At 61.6% G+C, this 21,020-nt stretch carries 16 protein-coding genes; 10 read left to right on the forward strand and 6 right to left on the reverse strand.

Translation table 11 applies throughout. The annotated features are described in order from the left end of the window. Nucleotides 1-48 precede the first annotated feature (48 nt). The 8 genes from ACFPOU_RS04710 to ACFPOU_RS04745 all read left to right on the forward strand — a co-directional run bounded on the left by ACFPOU_RS04710 (nucleotide 49) and on the right by ACFPOU_RS04745 (nucleotide 9,356). Entirely contained in the window at nucleotides 49-1,347 is a 1,299-nt protein-coding gene (locus ACFPOU_RS04710) for a TolC family protein (protein WP_379717720.1), read from the forward strand. Further along, nucleotides 1,344-2,579: an efflux RND transporter periplasmic adaptor subunit gene (locus ACFPOU_RS04715; RefSeq protein WP_379717722.1), complete on the forward strand. Its 1,236-nt coding sequence runs from the start codon at nucleotides 1,344-1,346 to the stop codon at nucleotides 2,577-2,579. Before ACFPOU_RS04710 ends, ACFPOU_RS04715 begins: the two co-directional genes overlap by 4 nt. A gap of 14 nt (nucleotides 2,580-2,593) precedes the next feature. Beyond that, nucleotides 2,594-5,758 (forward strand): CusA/CzcA family heavy metal efflux RND transporter, encoded by a 3,165-nt coding sequence (locus tag ACFPOU_RS04720; protein ID WP_379717724.1) that lies wholly within the window; start codon nucleotides 2,594-2,596, stop codon nucleotides 5,756-5,758. Between the two features lie 47 nt (nucleotides 5,759-5,805). Then, on the forward strand, nucleotides 5,806-6,399 hold the full coding sequence (locus tag ACFPOU_RS04725) for a hypothetical protein (RefSeq protein WP_379717726.1): 594 nt from the start codon (nucleotides 5,806-5,808) through the stop codon (nucleotides 6,397-6,399). A 49-nt stretch (nucleotides 6,400-6,448) separates the two neighbouring features. Then, nucleotides 6,449-6,634: a hypothetical protein gene (locus tag ACFPOU_RS04730; RefSeq protein WP_379717728.1), complete on the forward strand. Its 186-nt coding sequence runs from the start codon at nucleotides 6,449-6,451 to the stop codon at nucleotides 6,632-6,634. Nucleotides 6,635-6,767: 133 nt separating this feature from the next. After that, on the forward strand, nucleotides 6,768-7,745 hold the full coding sequence (locus tag ACFPOU_RS04735) for a cation diffusion facilitator family transporter (RefSeq protein WP_379717730.1): 978 nt from the start codon (nucleotides 6,768-6,770) through the stop codon (nucleotides 7,743-7,745). Beyond that, complete coding sequence (locus ACFPOU_RS04740; protein WP_379717732.1) at nucleotides 7,742-8,350, forward strand: SIS domain-containing protein; 609 nt, start codon at nucleotides 7,742-7,744, stop codon at nucleotides 8,348-8,350. Before ACFPOU_RS04735 ends, ACFPOU_RS04740 begins: the two co-directional genes overlap by 4 nt. A gap of 127 nt (nucleotides 8,351-8,477) precedes the next feature. Continuing rightward, nucleotides 8,478-9,356: a WD40/YVTN/BNR-like repeat-containing protein gene (locus ACFPOU_RS04745; protein ID WP_379717734.1), complete on the forward strand. Its 879-nt coding sequence runs from the start codon at nucleotides 8,478-8,480 to the stop codon at nucleotides 9,354-9,356. Between the two features lie 122 nt (nucleotides 9,357-9,478). On the opposite strand, the gene ACFPOU_RS04750 is transcribed toward ACFPOU_RS04745, so the two are convergent. Then, complete coding sequence (locus tag ACFPOU_RS04750) at nucleotides 9,479-11,962, reverse strand: heavy metal translocating P-type ATPase (protein ID WP_379717736.1); 2,484 nt, start codon at nucleotides 11,960-11,962, stop codon at nucleotides 9,479-9,481. A 90-nt stretch (nucleotides 11,963-12,052) separates the two neighbouring features. On the opposite strand from ACFPOU_RS04750, the gene cadR reads away from it, so the two are divergent. Then, nucleotides 12,053-12,484, forward strand: coding sequence for a Cd(II)/Pb(II)-responsive transcriptional regulator (gene cadR, locus ACFPOU_RS04755; protein ID WP_379717738.1), 432 nt, complete (start codon nucleotides 12,053-12,055; stop codon nucleotides 12,482-12,484). Between the two features lie 110 nt (nucleotides 12,485-12,594). Continuing rightward, nucleotides 12,595-14,523: an FTR1 family protein gene (locus ACFPOU_RS04760; RefSeq protein ID WP_379717740.1), complete on the forward strand. Its 1,929-nt coding sequence runs from the start codon at nucleotides 12,595-12,597 to the stop codon at nucleotides 14,521-14,523. 66 nt (nucleotides 14,524-14,589) lie between these two features. On the opposite strand, the gene ACFPOU_RS04765 is transcribed toward ACFPOU_RS04760, so the two are convergent. The 5 genes from ACFPOU_RS04765 to ACFPOU_RS04785 form a co-directional block, all read right to left on the reverse strand. Further along, nucleotides 14,590-14,952: a CzcE family metal-binding protein gene (locus tag ACFPOU_RS04765; protein ID WP_379717742.1), complete on the reverse strand. Its 363-nt coding sequence runs from the start codon at nucleotides 14,950-14,952 to the stop codon at nucleotides 14,590-14,592. Nucleotides 14,953-15,293: 341 nt separating this feature from the next. Beyond that, nucleotides 15,294-15,608: a hypothetical protein gene (locus tag ACFPOU_RS04770; RefSeq protein WP_379717744.1), complete on the reverse strand. Its 315-nt coding sequence runs from the start codon at nucleotides 15,606-15,608 to the stop codon at nucleotides 15,294-15,296. A 198-nt stretch (nucleotides 15,609-15,806) separates the two neighbouring features. Continuing rightward, nucleotides 15,807-16,310: a signal peptidase II gene (lspA, locus tag ACFPOU_RS04775; protein WP_379717746.1), complete on the reverse strand. Its 504-nt coding sequence runs from the start codon at nucleotides 16,308-16,310 to the stop codon at nucleotides 15,807-15,809. A 25-nt stretch (nucleotides 16,311-16,335) separates the two neighbouring features. Further along, nucleotides 16,336-17,772, reverse strand: a complete 1,437-nt coding sequence (gene lpdA / locus ACFPOU_RS04780) for a dihydrolipoyl dehydrogenase (RefSeq protein WP_379717748.1) — start codon at nucleotides 17,770-17,772, stop codon at nucleotides 16,336-16,338. 49 nt (nucleotides 17,773-17,821) lie between these two features. Next, complete coding sequence (locus ACFPOU_RS04785; protein ID WP_379717750.1) at nucleotides 17,822-21,007, reverse strand: efflux RND transporter permease subunit; 3,186 nt, start codon at nucleotides 21,005-21,007, stop codon at nucleotides 17,822-17,824. Nucleotides 21,008-21,020 lie beyond the last annotated feature (13 nt).

Here is a 21,020-nt window from a genome sequence, read left to right on the forward strand (position 1 = left end):
TACGTTTCGCTGCTGAATAGCCTTCGTTTTCAATAACCGGAGTTATTCATGCATTCCAAATTTTTCGTCCTCGGGGCGGCTGTGCTATTTGCACAGGCGCTGCCGAGTGCTGCGCAGATCACAGCGCAGCCGGTTTTACCTGGCGCACCCCAGCAGCCCTCCCCGGCCACGAGCTCGCCCCTGACGCTCGAGCAGGCCGTTGCCAAGGCCCTGGCGGCCAATCCGACACTGCGCGCAGCCGCACTTGACGTAGCAATTGCCGAGGGTACGCGCCGCCAAGCCGGCGTGTTTCGCAATCCCGAGGTCTCGTTTGTTCGCGAAGGAACACAGCACGGTGCCCGCACCCAAACAGTCCAGCTTAGCCAGGTGCTCGAACTCGGAGGCAAGCGTTCCGCCCGCATCAGACTCGCAGAGAGCGAGCGTAGCCTTGCCTTGGGAAATCTTGGCGTTGCGCGCACAGACTTGCGCGCCGACGTTACCACCGCCTATTTCGACGCACTTGGTGCGCAGGAGCGGCTGCAAGTGGCCCAGGCTTCGCTCGACGTGGCCGGCAAGGCTGCCTATGCAGCGGAAAAACGGGTCGCAGCCGGGCGAGTGTCGCCGGTCGAACAGGATCGCGCCGGCGTAGCCCAGGCATCGGCCCGGCTCGAGCTTTCCCAGGCCCAGAGCGAACTGTCCATCGCCTTGCACACGTTGGCTGCCTATTGGGGGGAGACCACTGCGGTATCGCAGCCCCTCGCGCCCCCCGAGCTGGATCTGGCGCCTGCCCCGGCGCTGGACGAGCTGCAGCGGCGGCTGGACGCCTCGCCCCAGCTGCGGCGCTCCCGCCTGCGGGTAGAGCGCGAGCAAGCGCAGGTCGGCCTCGACCGTTCCCAGCGCATGCCCGATTTGACGCTCATTGCCGGCAGGCAGAAGGATGACGAAATCGGCCGCTCGCAAACCGTGCTCGGCGTTTCGCTGCCAATTCCGTTGTTTAACCGGAACCAGGGCAGCCTCCAGGCGTCGCTTTCCCGGGCTGAAAAGGCACGTACTGAACTTGAAGCGGAGCAGCTGCGCCTGCACCAGTCGCTGACGGCCACCTACCAGCGGGCACAGCTCTCCGGCGAACAGGTACGCACCATGCGCCAGGAAATTTTGCCAAGGGCACAGCGCGTGTTCGATGCAGCCGTCACAGGATTTGAAGCAGGCAAGTTCAGTTTCCTCGACGTCCTCGACGCCCAGCGTACGCTCCTGCAGACCCGCACCCAGTACATCCAGGCGCTGTACGACCGCTACCGTGCCGTCGCAGACCTTGGCCGCTATGTCGACATCGACGGCGCCACCTCGAAAAACAGGATATCCCCATGAAACTCAACATCGACAAAAAGTCCGCCTTCTCCATCCTGGCCGTTGTTGCCGTAGGTATTGTTCTTGCGATTGCCATTCTGTTCTGGAAGAAAGACGCCCCGGCCGGTGAAGGCGAAACCGAACACGCTGAGGAAACGACGGAAAAATCTGCCGCCAAAGGGGGGCATGCGGAAGGCAAGGAAGAAGGCCACGCCGACGCCGCGCCCCGCCTGATCAAGATGACGTCCCTGCAAATCCAGAGCGCCGGCATCGTTACCGCCAAGGCAAGCGCCGCCAGCGTCGACACGGCAGTGACCCTCCCTGGCGAGGTGCACTTCAACGAGGACCGCACGGCGCACGTGGTCCCCCGTGTTGCGGGTGTGGTCGAATCGGTCTCCGCCGCACTCGGCCAGGATGTCAGGAAGGGCCAGGCACTGGCCGAGATTGCCAGCCCGGAGCTCGCTGAACTGCGCAGCGCTGCCCTCGCGGCCGACAAGCGTGTCGGTTTCGCGCGTGTGACCTACGAACGCGAGAAGAAGCTGTGGGAAGACAAGATCTCGGCCCAGCAGGATTACCTGCAGGCCGAACAGGAGTACCGCGAGGCCCAGATCGAAGCGCAGTCTGCACGGTCGAAACTGACCGCGCTGGGCGCCGGGTCCGGCTCGGGCGCCCTGAATCGCTATGTCTTACGCGCGCCGTTCAACGCCGTGGTGGTCGAAAAGCACCTTGCCCAGGGCGAGGCCGTCAAGGAAGACGCCAATGCCTTCGTACTGTCCGACCTGTCGAAAGTGTGGGTACAGATTGCCGTCAGCCCCAAAGACCTGGGAACAATCAGTGTCGGCCAGAGCGTGACCATCCGGTCTCCGGCCGGCGGCGAAGCAGTCAACGGCAAGGTGAGCTACGTGGGCAACCTGCTGGGTGAACAGACCCGGACCGCAACCGCCCGCGTCGTGGTCGATAACCCAGGCCTCGCCTGGCGCCCCGGCTTGTTCGTGAATGTGTCAGTGGTACGCGGCAAGAAGGAGGCCGCCGTCACAGTGCAAGCCGACGCTGTACAAACGGTCGAAAACAAGCCGGTCGTGTTCGTCAAAACGGCGGACGGCTTCCAGGCACGGCCAGTCACCCTTGGCGCGAGCGATGGCAAGGTCGTGGAAATCGTTCAGGGGATGGCCGCCGGTGCCGAATACGTTGCAACGGGAAGCTTCGTTGTGAAGGCCGAGCAAGGCAAGGGTAGTGCCGAGCACGAACACTGAACGAGGAACCAGACATGTTTGAACGAATAATCCGCTTCGCCATCGAGCACCGATGGCTCGTCATGGTCGCTGTCGTCGCGATGGCTGCCGTCGGCATCTACAACTACCAAAAGCTGCCGATCGACGCAGTTCCTGACATTACCAACGTCCAGGTCCAGATCAACACGTCGGCGGCCGGCTATTCGCCGCTCGAAGTCGAGCAGCGCGTCACCTTCCCGATCGAGACGGTCATGGCCGGCCTGCCTGGCCTGGAAGAGACCCGCTCGCTGTCGCGCTACGGCCTGTCGCAGGTAACCGTCATCTTCAAGGACGGGACGGACATCTATTTTGCCCGCCAGCTCGTCAACCAGAGGATCCAGGAGGCCAGGGAAAACCTGCCTGCCGGGGTTGTGCCGATGATGGGACCGATCTCCACGGGCCTGGGCGAAATCTACCTGTGGACGGTGGAGAGCGAGCCCGATGCGAAGAAGCCCGATGGCACGCCCTACACGCCGACCGACCTGCGCGAAATCCAGGACTGGATCATCAAGCCGCAGTTGCGCCAAGTGGCCGGCGTCACCGAAATCAACTCGATCGGTGGCTACGCCAAGGAATACCTGATCGCGCCTGACCCCGCCAAGCTCAGTTCCTATGGGCTGTCGCTGTCCGACGTCGTCGGTTCGATCGATCAGAACAACAATAATGTCGGCGCCGGCTATATCGAGCGCCGCGGCGAGCAGTTCCTGATCAGGGCGCCGGGCCAGGTACGCACCCTCGACGATATCCGCAACACCATCCTCAGCAACGTCGATGGCGTCCCGATCCGCATACGTGACGTGGCAACCGTCGATATCGGCCGCGAGCTGCGGACCGGCGCGGCGACCGAGAATGGCCGCGAAGTCGTGCTGGGGACGGTGTTCATGCTCATCGGTGAAAACAGCCGCGCAGTGTCCCAGGCAGTGGCCGCCAAGATGGTCGATGTCAATCGTTCGCTGCCGAAAGGCGTCAAGGCAGTGACCGTTTACGACCGCACCGTGCTGGTCGACAAGGCCATCAATACAGTGAAGAAGAACCTGCTCGAGGGCGCGGTCCTGGTAATCGTCATCCTCTTCCTGTTCCTCGGCAATATTCGAGCGGCGATCATCACGGCGATGGTCATTCCGCTGGCGATGCTGTTCACGTTCACGGGCATGGTAACCTACAAGATCAGCGCGAACCTGATGAGCCTGGGTGCTCTCGACTTCGGCATCATCATCGACGGCGCCGTGGTCATCGTTGAAAACTGCGTGCGGCGCCTTGCGCATGCGCAGAACCATCTCAAGCGCGAGCTGACCCTGACCGAGCGCTTCCACGAAGTGTTCGCAGCTGCCAAGGAAGCCAGGCGCCCGCTCCTCTTCGGCCAGCTCATCATCATGGTGGTGTACCTGCCGATCTTCGCGCTGTCCGGTGTGGAAGGAAAGATGTTCCATCCGATGGCCTTCGCCGTGGTTGCCGCCCTGCTTGGCGCAATGATCCTGTCAATCACCTTCATCCCTGCCGCCGTCGCCCTGTTCATCGGCAAGCGTGTTTCGGAGAAGGAAAACAAGATCATGACGATGGCCAGCCGCGCCTATGCTCCCATGCTGGAGAAGGTCTTCCGCAACGCCTCGCTGGTCGTCACCAGTGCGATCGTGCTGGTTCTCTTGTCCGGGCTACTGGTCACGCGCCTCGGCAGCGAATTCATCCCGAGCCTGAACGAAGGCGATCTCGCGTTGCAGGCCCTGCGCATCCCCGGCACCAGCCTGAGCCAGTCTGTGGAAATGCAGAAGAAGATCGAAGCCGGTCTCAAGGCGAAGTTCCCCGAGATCGACAGGGTGTTCGCCAGGACCGGTACTGCGGAGATCGCGTCCGACCCGATGCCACCTAACATCTCGGACGGTTACATCATGCTCAAGCCCGAGTCGGACTGGCCGAAGCCGAAGAAGAGCCGGGCCGAGCTTGTCACGGCCATCCAGGAGGAGACGGAGAAATATGCAGGCAACGCCTACGAATTCTCGCAGCCGATCCAGTTGCGCTTCAACGAGCTGATCTCCGGTGTGCGCAGCGACGTGGCCGTCAAGGTCTTTGGCGACGACATGGATGTGCTTGCTTCAACAGGCCAGGAAATTGCCGAGGTACTCCAGCGCATCCCCGGCGCGGCCGAAGTGAAGGTCGAGCAAACGGGCGGCCTGCCGATGCTGACCGTGAACATCGACCGCGAGAAGACGGCGCGCTATGGCCTGAACATCGGCGCCGTACAGGAGGCACTCGCGATCGCAACCGGGGGGCGGGAGGCCGGCACCATGTTCGAGGGCGACCGCCGCTTCGATATCGTCGTCCGCCTGCCCGAAACGCTGAGGGCCGATCTGGAAGCGCTCAGGCAGCTTCCTGTCCCGCTGCCTGCCAAGGAGGGCAGCCCGACGTCCTACATTCCTTTGGGCGAAGTTGCGACCCTCGAATTCACGCCTGGGCCGAACCAGATCAGCCGGGAAAACGGCAAGCGGCGCATTGTCGTGAGCGCCAACGTGCGCGGACGTGATATCGGCACCTTCGTGCCCGAAGCCGCGGCTGCGATCGCCAAAGAGGTCCAGGTGCCGGCGGGCTACTGGACGAGCTGGGGTGGCACCTTCCAGCAGCTGGAGTCGGCAACCGCGCGCCTGAAGGTGGTCGTGCCGCTTGCCCTGTTCATTGTGTTCACGCTGCTGTTCATGATGTTCAACAACATCAAAGACGGCTTGCTCGTGTTCACGGGAATTCCATTCGCCCTGACTGGAGGCGTCATCGCCCTGGCCCTGCGCGGCATTCCGATGTCGATATCGGCAGCGGTCGGTTTCATCGCGCTCTCCGGCGTGGCGGTCCTGAACGGGCTGGTGATGATTTCCTATATCCGCACCCTGCGCGAGGAAGGCATGGGACTGGAGCGGGCGATCACGCATGGCGCGTTGACACGGCTGCGGCCAGTCCTCATGACCGCCCTGGTGGCGTCGCTGGGCTTTGTACCGATGGCCATCGCAACCGGTACTGGCGCCGAGGTACAGCGGCCGCTGGCAACCGTTGTCATCGGGGGCATCCTGTCATCGACGGCACTGACGCTGCTTGTTCTTCCCCTGCTCTACCGGCTTGCGCATCGCAAGGATAGCGATGAGGTACCGGTGCAGAAGGCGAAAGTCCTCGTCCATTAAGCGTACCGGGCCGCGAGGACTGCTGGCGGCCCGGTTAAGGAGGCGAAATGGATCGAGAAAACCGGGGCCGGTGTTTTCGCAGCAGCCCCCGACTTGTCAAGCTGGACCTGGTCGCGCACGGGGTAGCTCTTGTGAGCTGCGCGACCGGAGGAATCGTTCTTGAAAGCGTCGTCCTGATGGGAGCAGCCTCACATCATGTGGCCAGTAGCGGATTTCGGCTGTACTCGAAAGAGATGACGGACGAGCTGCCCCGGTCCAGAGCCCGTGATGCGATGTTCTCGGCTGTACAGCTCATCCTTTGGACGTCTTGCGTGGTGCTCGCCATATTCGTGACGGCGCAGGGTGCGCACGGCCTGTTTCACGCCGAGCCACTCGATGCCGTGGCGATGGCGGGCTTTGCTGCACCTGGAGCTTTCGCTGGAGTCACCACTGCTGCGTTAACGAGCTGGGCTGTTCATGATCGCTGCGGAAGTGACAGGGCCGATGCGCTGCTGTCTGCAGCACCGACTGCGGCTGCGCTCGGCATCGCCTTTAGTGGGCTGGGAGCTGATGCGGGAAGGCTGGACGCGCTCGCCGGTCTTGCCATCGTACTGATGCTTTGCGCGCGTACGCTGATTTATCTGGCGCAGACGCTGGATTGAACTGCTGTTGAACCGGCGGTGCGTCGATTGATATCGAAGGAGGCGATAAATGAAACTACAACAACAGCCCACTGAGGCACTACACGATCACCTGGTCGAAGTTGTCGGAATCGGAGGCCTGGTTTTGTTCGGCGTGATGATGGTGTTCTTCGGTTGGCTCAAGTACAAGGATCGAAACAATTCGGCAAGGACGAAACCGCGAAAGGGCTCAAAACCGAAGGCAAAGCGAAAGTAGTGCGCGCCCGGCCAAAGCAGAGCCACACGACGACATGGCGGTCCGGTATCCGGCAGGTGTTTCGACGGTTCCGGACTTCCCTCGTTTATTTAAGCAGGCAGGACAATCATAATCACGACACAAGGGGAAGACGATGGGTTCAGGACATTCTCATGCAGCACAGCCAGGCCAGAACGAACGACCTCTTTGGATTGCGCTCATCCTTACCACGGCATTTCTGATCGCTGAAATTATCGGAGGCATTCTCACAAACAGTCTTGCCCTGATCTCGGATGCTGCGCATATGTTCACCGACAGTGCAGCGCTGGCGATCTCGCTTGCCGCGATCCGCATCGGCAAGCGTCCGGCAGACAGCGAGCGCACCTTCGGGTACTACCGCTTCGAAATCCTCGCCGCCGCACTCAATGCCATCCTGCTGTTCCTGGTGGCGATGTACATCCTGTACGAAGCGTACCAGCGCCTGAATAACCCGCCGCAAATCGAATCGGGGACGATGCTTGTGGTTGCCGCGTTTGGCCTCGCCGTGAACCTCATTAGCATGCGGCTGCTGTCAAGCGGCAAAGACAGCAGCCTGAACGTCAAGGGCGCGTACCTTGAAGTATGGAGTGACATGCTCGGGTCGATCGGCGTCATCATCGGCGCCCTCCTGATCCGGTATACCGGCTGGGCCTGGGTCGATTCGGCCATCGCCGTTGCCATCGGGCTATGGGTATTGCCGCGCACCTGGACGCTGCTCAAGGCGAGCATGAACGTGCTGCTCGAAGGCGTCCCCGAGGGGCTCGGCGTCGCCGAAGTCAAGGAAGCGATCGCCGGCGTACGGGGCGTGGCGAGCGTGCACGACCTGCATGTGTGGTCGATTACAAGCGGCAAAGCCAGCCTGACGGTACATGTGGTCCAGCGTAGCGATGTCGCCGATCCACAGGCACTGTTGCTCGCCATCCGCCAGCTTGTCGCCAGCAAGTACGACATCCATCACAGCACCATCCAGATCGAGACGACGCCGTGCGAGCAGGCAATCGAGGAGCACAGCTTCGGTCCAGCAGCAGGCCACGACCATGCCGAGCATGCGGAGCACGCCGGTCACCACGAGCATGAAGGAGAAAAGCGATGATCGACCATATCAGGGCAAACCTCGTCGAGGCGCGCGAAGCGCTCGATCACCTGATCAATGACGCCACCCAACTCGCAAATATCGAGGCAGGGGCCGCCCTCCTGATCGATTCGCTGCGCGATGGGCGGCGTGTCATCTCATGTGGAAACGGCGGCTCGATGTGCGACGCGATGCACCTGGCCGAAGAGTTGTCAGGACGGTTCCGCGAGAATCGTCCCGCAATGGCGGCAGTGGCCATCAGCGACCCGAGCTACATCACCTGCGTCGCCAACGACTATGGATACGACCAGGTCTTCGCCCGCTTCGTCGAGGGCAACGGTGGCCCTGGCGACGTCCTGTTCGCAATCAGCACGAGCGGGAGCAGTCCGTCCGTTGTCCTTGCTGCGCAAGCAGCCCGCGCCAAAGGGATGAGGGTGGTCGGGCTGACTGGACGGCCGGGATCGCAGCTCGAGCAATGTGTCGACATCTGCATCTGCACGAGCGCCGGACGCTACGCTGATCGGGTGCAGGAGCTTCATATCAAGGTCATCCATATCCTGATCGAGCTGGTGGAGCGGGCCCTGCAACCACTGAATTATCCCCAAAAGGATGGGCCCACAGGCTGAGTTGGTTCTATCTCTATAGAACCCTCCCTGAACGACACGTGTGACTCGCGGAACTGCTATCCTGTTTCCTACGCAAGCGGCAGCGCGGCGTGTGCCACCTGCAGTGACTCGGCCGAGAGCAAACACATTGACTACCGGGCAGAAAAACGCGCGTTCCTTGTGGCTGTTGGGCGTCGTGTTCCTCTCTGTTCAGCTAACAACGGTTTCGAACGGAGCTGAACCGACCGGGCTACGCACGAGGCTAGCAACGATCGTGTCACTTGAGTTCGACGATGCCAGTCACACGCTCTGGAAAGCGACGGCAACATCGCTTGCTCGCAGCCGGGACGAGGGGCGCACCTGGATTCCGGTAACATTGCCGGCCACCGCAAACGGTGACATTGCTGCAGTGTCGATCTCCGCAGGCAGCGCCAAAATGATCTACGTCGCGGTTGCAGGCTCAGGCGTGTTGCGTAGCCAGGATGGCGGGCGAACCTGGGCGTCGCGCAGTAAGGGGCTGCCTGCCGCAACCGTTGTCACACTCGACGCACATTCCAGTCTGGCTCGTACCGTCTTTGCATACATTGCCGGCCAGGGTATTTTCCGGAGTCAGGATGCCGGCGCAAGCTGGCATTTCGTCGATCGCGGCCCCCGCGAAACGGTCGTACAACTTGTACATTCGAACATGCCCAGTGGAATCGGAACCGGCTGGCTGTTTGCAGCTACGCGTCAGGGCGTGCGTCGCACCATGGACTGTTTCTGCGGATGGCATAACGCAAGCCGGCTTGCGACCGATCTGCGCGTGGTGGCCACCGATGTCGACTGGCGGGAACGCGTCTACACTTCCGGGCGCGAAGGACTGTTTATCAGTCCTAACGGCGGCGATAGCTGGATCCGGATGGGGTCGCCCGTAGCATTAATTACCGCGATGGTGAGCACGCCTTCCGGAAAGCTGTACGGGGCAATAAACGGCCACCTCATCCGCAGTGCTGACCGAGGTGTAACGTGGGACTATATTGATGGGTGAGGAGTGCGTGTTGTTACCCTCCCCATCATTGTCATCCATATCTCACTGGTGCATGTGGCCTGGAACGCTGATCTATCCCCCAAAAGCTAGGCAAAGAGGTCGAGGCAATGGCCACACGTAGCTCAGCCGGCTCGCAACGTCCGCCTTTGGGAGCCGGCGCCTGCCTGACCGCTAACCTGGCTGCGTGCTTCCCGTACTTTAAGCAGACGAAGCCCGTTGAAGACAACGAGCAAGCTTGCGCCCATGTCCGCAAACACGGCCATCCACAGGGTAGCCGAACCGGCGATCGCCAGGACCAGGAACACTGCCTTGATCGTCAGGGCTGCAAAAATATTCTGCTTCAGAATGGCGGCCGCCTGCCTGCTCAAACGGATGAACTGAGGAATCTTGCGCAGGTCATCGTCCATCAGCGCGACGTCGGCCGTTTCGATGGCGGTGTCCGTGCCTGCGGCGCCCATTGCAAAGCCGATATCGGCCTTCGCCAGAGCCGGCGCGTCGTTGATGCCGTCGCCAACCATGCCGATAATGCCGTATCGCGCAATTTCGTCGTTCACGGCCGCGAGCTTGTCCTCCGGCAGCATGTTTCCCCGGGCGTCGTCGATGCCGACCTGGCGTGCGATGGCCGTTGCCGTCACCCCATTGTCGCCGGTGAGCATGATCGTCCGGATGCCGAGCTGGTGTAGCTCGGCGATCGCCTCGCGGCTGGTTTCACGGATGGTATCGGCTACCCCAATGACCAGCAGTGGCGATGCGTCATCGCACAGGACGACCGCAGTCTTGCCCTCACCTTCCAGCCTGGAGAGGGCACTTTCGGTATCGGCGCTGCAGATGCCAAGCTCTTCGACCAGGCGGTGATTGCCCAAGTAATACCACTTGCCGTCGATTCGCCCTTTCGTGCCGCGGCCGGTCAGTGCTTCAAATTCGCTCACGGAAGCCACGGGGAGATCCAGGGCCATGGTTTGCCAGTGGCGGCTCACTGCGGTCGACACCGGGTGGTCGGACCGGTCTGCGAGCGCGGCCGCGAGCTGCAGATGGGTCTGTGCATCGCCTTGCAGAGGTAACACGTCCGTCACCTCGGGTTTACCCTGGGTGATCGTGCCGGTCTTGTCGAGCGCGAGCGAGCGCAGTTTGCCGCCCTGCTCCAGGTAGACGCCGCCTTTGATGAGGATGCCGGCGCGTGCTGCGGCAGCCAGGCCGCTGACGACAGTCACAGGGGTCGAGATCACCAGGGCGCAAGGGCAGGCAATCACGAGCAGCACGAGTGCCTTGTAAATCCATGGCATCCATTCGGCGCCGAGGATGAGCGGCGGCACGAAGGCAACGGCGAGCGCGATGGCGAACACGATCGGCGTATAGATGCTGGAGAACCGGTCGACGAAACGCTGGGTCGGGGCGCGGCTGCCCTGCGCGTCCTCGACCGCGCGGATGATGCGCGAAAGGGTCGAGTTGCTGTGGCCGGCGGTAACACGGTATTCGAAAGAGCCGGTTTCGTTGATCGTGCCGGCGAACACCTTGTCGCCGACCGTTTTTGGTACCGGCATGCTCTCGCCCGTGATCGGTGCCTGGTTGACCGAAGACTGGCCCGTGGTCACTTCCCCGTCCAGGGCGATCCGCTCGCCGGGCGCGACACGGGCCAAGGCGCCGATCGCGACGGTGGTGGCTTCCTGTTCACTCCAGCTGCCGTCGTCAAGGCGCACGCTGACCCGTTCGGGCGTCAGTGCCATCAGGCCCTGGATGGCGTTTCTCGCACGGTCGAGCGAGCGTGCCTCGATCATCTCGGCAACGGCGAACAGCACCATCACCATCGCCGCTTCCGGCCACTGGCCGATCAGCACGGCACCGGTCACAGCGATCGACATCAGGGCATTAATGTTGAGGTTGCGGTTCTTGAGCGCGATCCAGCCTTTCTTGTACACCCCCAGGCCCGTCGTCGCGATCGCAAGCAACGACAGCAGGATGACTGGCCACCAGTTCTCATCGCCCGTCGTCCATGCAATGACCTCGGCACCTACCGCCGCGGCCAACCCAAGTGCAAGCGTCGCATACTGCCGCTTTCGGGAAGTGGATGGCACCGCCTCGGCTCGTCCTTGTCCAGCCGCAACGAGCGCCGCCTGCATGCCGATGGACGTCAGTGCATCCTGGATCGCCGCGGCTGGACCACTATGTCTGACGCTCAAACGACGCTGGACGAGATTGAAGTCGAGCTGTTCAACTTGCGGCAGGCCGGACAGCTTGCTACGGATGAGCGCCTCCTCGGTGGGGCAATCCATGTTTTCGATCCGGAAAACAGTACCGGCCGTTGCCCCGTCCGGGTCACCGGCTTGTTCAAGCACCGGGTCCATGCCGACCGCACGTACCGCCGCAAGGATTGGCTGTGGGTCGCCAAGGCTGTGCTCCACCCGCAGCCTGCGCTGGACAAGATTGAACTCCAGCCTTCCGACGCCTTCAATACGCCCAAGCGCCTGCCGCAGCAGTCCCTCTTCTGTCGGGCAGTCCATTTGATCGATGCGAATGAGCAGCGAACGGTCTTGCCCTGAAGACGAAGCACCCACGGTCCCGGTTGGCGCAGACTTTGCGCAACATGACTTGGCCTGGCATTCCGACATGACGACTCCTTGAGAATTGTGTATAGTTTGCATTGAACACCCTGTAGCGGGTACAGGGTCAAGCACTAAACTAACGTACCGGGGTTTCTCTTGAAAATTGGCGAATTGGCGGAACGCTCAGGCTGCCTGGTCGAAACTGTTCGCTACTATGAGCGGATTGGCCTGCTTACCCCGCCTGAGCGCTCGTCGAACAATTATCGGGCCTATAACGAGCTGCACGCCGAGCGCTTGCTGTTCATCCGGCATTGCCGCGCCCTGGACATGACACTCGATGAAATCCGTACGCTGCGCGATTTTCGCGACGCCCCCGGACAAAACTGCCAGGACGTCAACGCGCTCCTCGACAAACACATAGGCCACATTGTCGACCGTATAGCAAGCCTGTCAATATTGGAGACGCAGCTCAGGGACCTCAGGAGCCGTTGTGTCGCCACCGACAGCGCGGGCCCATGCGAGATCCTGCATGCGCTTGGCACTTCTGAAGCCTGCGACGAGCCAGGGAGGCGTGGCGCCATTGGCTAGTCCGATCTTTCCGCGCCGGTCAGCGAACAACAGGGATAATGCGCTTGACCTTCAAGTAGCTAGAAGGTGTTAAATGTCAGGCTCTCGTACATGAAGACAAGTGCCCTGATATGAAGTACTCCATTTGGCGTCGGCTGACCGCCCTCGTCGTGTTCTTTGGTTGCGTGATCGGCGCGACACACGCAAATCCCACATCGCGAGAAGCAGAAGTCCGCCAGCTCTGGCAGTTGCTTGACTATGTCGCCGTAGACTACGCTGGCGCCGTCCAGAACGGCGCGATTATCAGCGAACTTGAATATGGCGAAATGCGGGAGTTTTCGACGCGGGCACAAAACCAGGTGCAGGCATTGCCTCCGCATCCCTTGCATGCAGAACTGGCAGCCGCCACCGCAAGGCTGAAGCAGGCGGTCGAGCGCAAGGAAGCGCCGCAACAGGTTTCCCGGCTTGCGCGAGAGGCAAACCATTTGCTGCTGCAGGCCTACCCCTTCCCTGTTGCGCCGCACGCCATGCCCGATCTGGCCCGCGGTGCGGCGCTGTATCAGGCGCAATGCGCTTCGTGCCACGGCGCGACCGGCGCCGGCGATGGGGCTCTCGCAGCCAAGCTCGAACCCAAGCCGATCGCGTTTACGGATGAGGAAAGAGCCCGTTCCCGGTCACTCATGGCCCTGTACCAGGTGATCAGCCAGGGTGTTGAAGGCACCTCGATGCCGGCCTTTGCAAGCTTGTCCGAGCATGACCGTTGGTCTCTGGCGTTTCATGTCGGCACCCTGGCGTTCAAGGACGCCGACATCGAAGCAGGAAAGTCTGCATTCGCACAGGACAAAGCTGCGTCCGCCACGATTCCCGACATGAACACGCTTGTGACGGCAACCGAAGAAGAACTGGCGAAGGCAAGCTCGCCGTTAACCGCGCGAACCGTTCTGGCATACGTACGCACCCATCCCGAGGCGGTACGGGAACAGCAGGAACGTACCGGCATTGCCCTTGCGCGCAAGCTGCTGCAAGACAGCCTGAATGCCTTAAAGAACAATCAGCGGGCGAAGGCCACCGAGCTCGCTTTATCGGCCTACCTGGACGGCTTCGAGCCGCTCGAGGCAACGCTCGACGCTAGCGACCGCCAACTCCTTGTCGATGTGGAGCGAACCATGCAACTGTATCGAGGCGCGGTCTCCCAAGGCAACGTCCCACTTGCGACCGAGTACGCCGCGCAACTGGACGGGTATTTCGCACGTGTCGAGGACGTCACCGGCGCGAACAAGACGGATGCGACGACGGTGTTCGTGGGCGCGCTGACCATTCTCCTGCGCGAAGGAGTCGAAGCCCTGCTCATCGTGATTGCGATGGTGGCGTTTCTCCGAAAAGCTGACCGTCCGCAGGCGCTTCGTTATGTTCATGCCGGCTGGCTCTCGGCACTGGGCGCCGGCGCGCTGACGTGGCTGGTAGCTACCTATGTCGTCACCATCAGTGGCGCAAGCCGCGAAGTGACAGAAGGCCTGTCGTCGCTCTTCGCCGCGGCGGTATTGCTGTCGGTTGGGCTATGGATGCACCAGAAAGGCCAGGCCGGACAGTGGCAAGCCTATCTCAAGCAGCATCTGACTGCGGCGATGGAAAAACGCTCGGCATGGGCCTTGTTTGCCCTGGCTTTCATCGCGGTATACCGGGAAGTCTTTGAAACAGTCCTGTTCTACTCGGCGCTCGCGGCCGACGGCAATGGCCCTGCACTATTGACAGGATTCGTTACGGGCCTGGTCCTGCTGACGGTGATTGCTGTGATTTTCCTGCGTACCAGTGCACGCATGCCGATCGGTAAATTCTTCTCGTTCAGCTCCGTGCTGGTGGCTGTCCTGGCCGTTGTCCTGGTCGGAAAAGGGATCGCCGGGCTGCAAGAAGCCGGATGGTTGACGGCCACACCGGTCACGGGACCGCGCATGCCGGTTCTCGGCCTCTACCCGACCATACAGACTTATGCAGCGCAGCTGGCCCTGCTTCTGGCGGCTGGCCTTGGCTTTGGGTTCAATCTGGTGAAGGCTCGCAAATAGTAAGTTCGATGCCGCGTACGGCATCGAACGAGAAATGGTGATCTGTAAGATCACCGAGAGCCGAGCTTAATTGGCGTACATCGGATTTTCCTCAACATAAATCATTACCTTCGTTGCGTTGGGGAGGATGTCCGCCAGCGGAATCACCGGTACGCCGAGGGTATCGAACGTCCAGGTAACGCTCCTTGGACCGTCCACGATACGGACAGTCTCGAGTCGCTTGACATGGATGGATCTGGGCTTGCCAGGCATTACTGTGATAACGCGCTCGGGCGCCCCATTGGAGGGGTATCCGAACGGTGCTTCCATTCCTGTCTTCGCTTTCGTCGCGATCTCTGCAGTCACCTGCCCCGCGTTGGCTTGGGCTCCAAATGGCACGAGTACGCATGCGAGGAGCGCGGCGAATACGGAATTAATGTGAGTCTTCATCGAATTTCCCTGTTAGAAGTATGGCTTGTCAAACGCACTGGCTCTCGACATGGCTGTTCCTTAGCCGCCACGGTCGTGAGCAAGGCATGTATGCACGCAATGGGTTTAGCTGGCGAATATCTTGAATGCCTGGCCTCGTTGTTCGAATCAAGTCCGCCCCGGCGTCGCTTCGTGCCGTCATCGGCTCGCCTGAATCGCCGAGGAGCGCAAATTGCTTGGGTACGGATCTCGCCCATGACCGGCACAACTGTGCTTCGGCTTGGCGAATCGATGGCTTGATTTGTCGAGTGATGGAGTTAACCACCAGGCGCGGGCTGTATTTGCCGGCCGGGATGAGCAGCCTATGCTGGCCGAATCAAGCCGTCGAGTATCGGAGACTGGTAATTCAGTTGATTGAGACTGGCGGGAAAAGAGCGCGACTGCTCTGACCACTTGAGCACCGAAAAACCGCTGTCAAACGGCTGCAAGTCGCATGCCGAAACACAAGCCGCGCTGCAACCAGATTCGAACGGCGATGTTATTGGATTTTCAGCTTCGGTTATGTCGGATACCGCTGCGGCGACCGGCGCGTCGTCGGAAATCACGCACCATCCTGCCGCCCAGCCAGACTGTAAGGGCAAAAGCGCAAGCAATATAATCAGAAATATGCGCTTCATGGAGTTGTTGCCTGCCTGGTCACAGAAGAGAACACTGGAGGATGGTAAATTTTACAACGCGCGCCGGGCGAAAACATCTGTCTCGATTTGTTGTAGATCTGATTGTCTTTGTTCTGTCGATGCCGGATCGCGGCTTTGTTCAGACCCGTCGCCGCAGCGCTGGCGCACCACACTGGCTGGGCCGCAGCAGACGGAAGACTATCGGGTCTTGTCGGCGGCCGGAGCCGCCGCACGGACACCGAACAGTGCATGCAAAACGATGACCGCGGCGCCCAGCGTGATGCCGATATCCGCAATGTTGAAAGCTGGCCAGTGATGCACCCCTACGTACACATCGATCCAATCGACGACGCCCATCCGCGCAGTGCGGTCAACGAGATTGCCGAGCGCGCCGCCAAGGATCATCGCCAGACCGACCCTTTCTGCGGAGCCCGTTTCCGGTTTTCTGATCATCCGAACGATCAGGATCGACGCGAGTACGGCGACCACGATGAACAGGTAGCGTTGCCATCCGCCGGCCGTGGCGAGAAGCCCGAAGGCTGCGCCCTGGTTGATCACATGGACGATGTTCAACGACGGCAGCAACTCGATCTGCTGGCCGTAGGGCAACCGCTCCACGATCGCGGCCTTGGTGACCAGATCAGCAGTGGCGATCAACCCGGCGAATACTACGGCAGCGAGGGGTTTCAAAGCTTTGGTCACTGTGTAATTCCTTCAAAGTTCACGATCAGAGGTTGAGCGCGCGTTTGTCAACAGCGAGCGCGGCCTCCCTGATGGCTTCATAGAGTGTCGGGTGCGCGTGGCAAATCCGGGCAATGTCTTCTGAAGACGCCGAAAACTCGAGCGCCATTGCCGCTTCGCCTATCATTTCCGACGCGAGCGAACTGACGATATGCACGCCCAGAACGAGGTCCGACTCCGCGTCCGCCAGTACCTTGACAAAACCCTGGGCGTCGCCGTGCCCCAGTGCGCGGCCGTTGGCCGAGAAAGGAAATTGTCCCGACCTGAATGCGCGGCCTTCTCGCACCAGTTCCTGCTCCGTCTTGCCGACCCACGCAGCTTCAGGACTCGTATAGATGATGAAGGGAATGGCGGCATAGTTCACGTGCCCGGCTTGCCCTGCGATGATCTCGGCGACCATGATCCCCTCTTCCTCAGCCTTGTGTGCAAGCATTGGCCCGCGCACGACGTCGCCAATAGCGAACAGGTTCGGCACTGTCGTCCGGCAGTGTTCATCGACCGGAACAAAGCCGCGCTGGTCAAGCTCCAGGCCAATTGCGTCGATTCCCAAGCCATCCGTATTCGGCACTCGCCCGATCGCCACGATCACCTTGTCGCAGGCGAGCTCCTTGGAGACGCCAGCACGGTCGCGATACGAAATTTTCGCTCCGTCGCTGGTGAGTGCGATGCTGTCGATCGCCACGCCGAGGTCGAATTTCAGCCCCTGGCCAGACATCAGTTTGAACATTTCCTTGGACACGGCGGTGTCGCAGCCCGGCAGGAAGTCCGGCATGGCGTCGAGCAGGGTGACATCCGCACCCAGCCGCCGCCACACTGACCCCAGCTCGAGGCCGATCACGCCGGCGCCAACCACGCACAGGCGTTTCGGCACCTCGCGGAAATCGAGTGCGCCGGCATTGTCGCAGATGATCGAATTGTCGATCCGGGTCCCCGGCAGTTGGCGCGGCGTCGATCCGGTGGCAATGATCACGTTACGCGCGCTGATCTGTTGTACGGAACCCTCGGCCGAGACTTCCAGGGAATACACTCCGTCCCGCATCCCGACGAAACGCGCCTGCGCCCTGATAAAGTCGACCTTGTTCTTCTTGAACAGGTATTCGATTCCCTTGGCCATCTTCGTGACCACTCCGTCCTTCCGGTCGATCATCTTGTCGATGGCGATCGCCGCGCCGCCGGTGGTGATACCGTGCTCGGCGGTATGGTGCACGACCTGTTCGTACAGGTGGCTCGAAGCAAGCAACGCCTTCGATGGGATGCATCCCACGTTCAGGCAGGTTCCTCCGGGGCGCGGCTGGCCGTCGCGGGCAGCGTAAGGGTTCGATTCGATGCAGGCGACGGACAAGCCGAGTTGTCCGGCGCGGATTGCGGCGATATATCCTCCCGACCCTGCACCAACGATCACCACGTCATATTGCTTTTCCATATACAGCCTTTCCAATGTTCGAGCAGATGTGCTTGCTCTAATGGCCTGTTTAGATTCCTTCCGCTACGGCCTCGGGCGGCCGGGCGAATCGCTGGTACAGGGTCGGCAGCACGAACAGCGTCAGGATCGTGGCGGAGATCAGGCCTCCGATCACTACGGTGGCCAACGGCCGCTGCACCTCGGCGCCGGCGCCGGTTGCCAATGCCATCGGGACGAAGCCCAGCGACGCGACCAGTGCAGTCATCAAGACAGGGCGCAGGCGCCGGAGCGCACCTTCGCGCACCGCTTGCGCCCACGGAAGCTGTTTCGCCAGGTCGTCGATCGAACCCGCCATCACCAGCCCATTCAGGACCGCAACGCCGGACAATGCGATGAAACCGACGGCTGCCGAAATCGAGAACGGCAGGCCACGCAGCCAAAGCGCGGCAATACCCCCAATCAGGGCCAGGGGCACGCCCGTGAACACGACCGCGGCAGCGCGCCAGGAACCAACGGCTGAGTACAGCAACAGGACGATGAGCGCGAAGCAGGCCGGTACCACGACCGCCAGGCGCATCCGTGCACGCTCGAGGTTTTCGAACTGCCCGCCCCAGGCGAGCCATACGCCGGCGGGCACCCGTACGTCCGCATTGATACTGGCCCGCGCCTCGCTGACCACGCCGGCGATGTCACGTCCGCGCACGTTGGCTTGAACGACTACGCGACGCTTGCCGTTCTCGCGGCTGATCTGGTTCGGCCCCTTGGCCGTCTCCAGCATGGCCACCGATCCCAGTGGAACGAAGCTGCCGCCCGGCGTCAGCACAGGCAACAAGCGCAAGGCCTCGACATCGTTCCTGGTCTTCTCGCCCAGTTTCACCACGACGTCAAAGCGCCTGTCCCCCTCGTAGATCGATCCGGCCTCACGTCCCGCGACGGCTGCCGCCAGGGTGTCGTGCACGTCCTGGGCGGTCAGCCCGACCCTGGCCATGGCGTCGCGGTCCAGGCGGACATCGAGCAGCGGAAGCCCCTGCACCTGCTCTACACGGACGTCTTCCGCGCCCTCGACCGCACGCAGTTTTTCGGCGACCTGCTCGGCGGTGCGGATCATGGCGTCGAAATCGTCGCCATAGACTTTGACCGCGATGTCGCCCCGTACGCCGGCCAGCAGCTCGTTGAAGCGCATCTGGATGGGTTGGGTCAGCTCGTAGTTTTGCCCAGGGATGCCTGCGACCGCTTTCTCGATCTTCTCCACGAGCTCGGCCTTGCTCATCTTGGGTTCCGGCCATTCCGAACGGTCTTTAACGATGACAAAGGTATCGGTAATGTTCGGCGGCATCGGGTCGGCGGCCAGTTCCGCCGTACCTGTTCTGGAAAAGACCAGCTTTACCTCAGGCAGCTTCCCGACCGCCTTCTCGACGGCAAACTGCATGGCCTGGCTCTGGTCCAGGGACGTGCCCGGGATGCGGGCCACCTGCAGCAGAACGTCCTGCTCGTCGAGGGTCGGAAGAAATTCCTGGCCGAGGGTCGTGAACAAACCAAGCGCGCCTGCGAAACCAGCGGCCGCCAGCACGCCGGTGAGCTTGGGCTTCGCGAGTGCACGGTCCAGCCAGGGCGCGTAGGACGACGACACGGCCTTGACCAGCCTGTTTTCCTTTTCATCGACATGGCGCGAAAGCCAGAGCGCAATCGCAGCCGGCACAAAGGTGAGCGAGAGGATGAAAGCGAAGACCAGGGCCAGGATCACCGTTACCGCCATCGGTGCGAACATCCGGCCTTCCACTCCCTGGAACGTCAACAGGGGGACGTAGACGAGAATGATGATCGCCTGGCCATAGACGCTCGGCCGGATCATTTCGCGTGCGGCGGCTGCAACGGTATCGAGCCGCTCTGCTTTGGTAAGTACCCTGCCGGTCTGATGCTGGCGTTCGGCGATGCGACGCAGCGCGTTCTCCACAATGATCACGGCGCCATCGACAATCAGGCCGAAGTCCAGCGCGCCCAGGCTCATCAGGTTTGCCGAAAGTCCAGCTTCGAGCATCCCCGCCGAGGTCATGAGCATGGTGACCGGGATTACGGCCGCGGCGATCAGTGCAGCGCGCAGGTTTCCGAGAAGCGCGAACAGGACGGCAATCACCAGAAGCGCACCCTCGGTCAGATTGGTTGCCACGGTCTTGATGGTGGCATCGACCAGCCGGGTGCGGTCGAGGACTGGCCGGATCAGCAAGTCCGGCGGCAGGGATCGTGCCACTTCCTTCAGCCGGACGTCCACGGCCGCGGCGACCGTTCGGCTGTTCTCGCCAATGCGCATTACGGCAGTACCGACAACGACCTCCTGGCCGCTTTCGGACGCCGAGCCGAAACGCACTTCCTGCCCCAGGCCGACCGTAGCGACATGCGACACCAGCACGGGCGTGCCGTTGCGAGTGGTGATGACGGTTTTCGTCAGTTCTTCGGCCGACGTGATGCGTGCGTCGGCCTTGACGGTAAGCGCCTCACCGTTCTGGATGACGACGCCGGCGCCGGCGCTCGTGTTGTTGCGCTCGAGTGCCTCGCCCAGCATCGTCAGGCTGATACCCAGGACCGCGAGCCGCTGCGGATCGGGTGTGACCACATACTGCTTGACGTAGCCCCCGATGACGTCGACGCCCGCCAGCCCTTCGGTATTCTTGAGCTGCGGTGCGACGATCCAGTCTTGCACCGTGCGCAGGTAGGTGGCCTTCTCGGCAGCGGTGCGCAGCACTTCCCCTTCCGGGGTGATATAGCTGCCATCGGCCTGCAATCCGGTCGCCGAGTTCGCTTTCGGAGCCGGCTTGGCGACGTATTCCACCGTCCACATGTAGACATCACCGAGGCCGGTCGCAATCGGGCCCAGGCTGGCGGTAGCACCTGGGGGCAAGCTGCGCTCGACGGCGCGCAGCCGCTCCGCTATCTGCTGGCGCGCAAAATAAATATCCGTGCCATCCTTGAAGACCGTCGTTACCTGTGCAAACCCATGCCTGGTCAGCGAACGCGTGGATTCCAGTCCGGGTATGCCGGCAAACGCCGTTTCGATCGGATAGGTGACCTGCCGCTCGACGTCTGCCGGCGCGAGCGCCGGTGCGACGACATTGATCTGCACCTGCGTGTTGGTAATGTCCGGTACGGCGTCGATCGGCAGGCGTGTCAGTGCGAATGCGCCGACGATCGACAGCAGGATGGTGGCGATGAGGACGTGCCACCGCCGCGCAACGGAAAAGTTGACGATGCGAGCAATCATGGTTGGGTATCCT

It is taken from the genome of Massilia jejuensis (assembly GCF_042656795.1).
In the GTDB taxonomy this organism is placed as follows: Bacteria; Pseudomonadota; Gammaproteobacteria; order Burkholderiales; family Burkholderiaceae_D; genus Telluria; species Telluria jejuensis.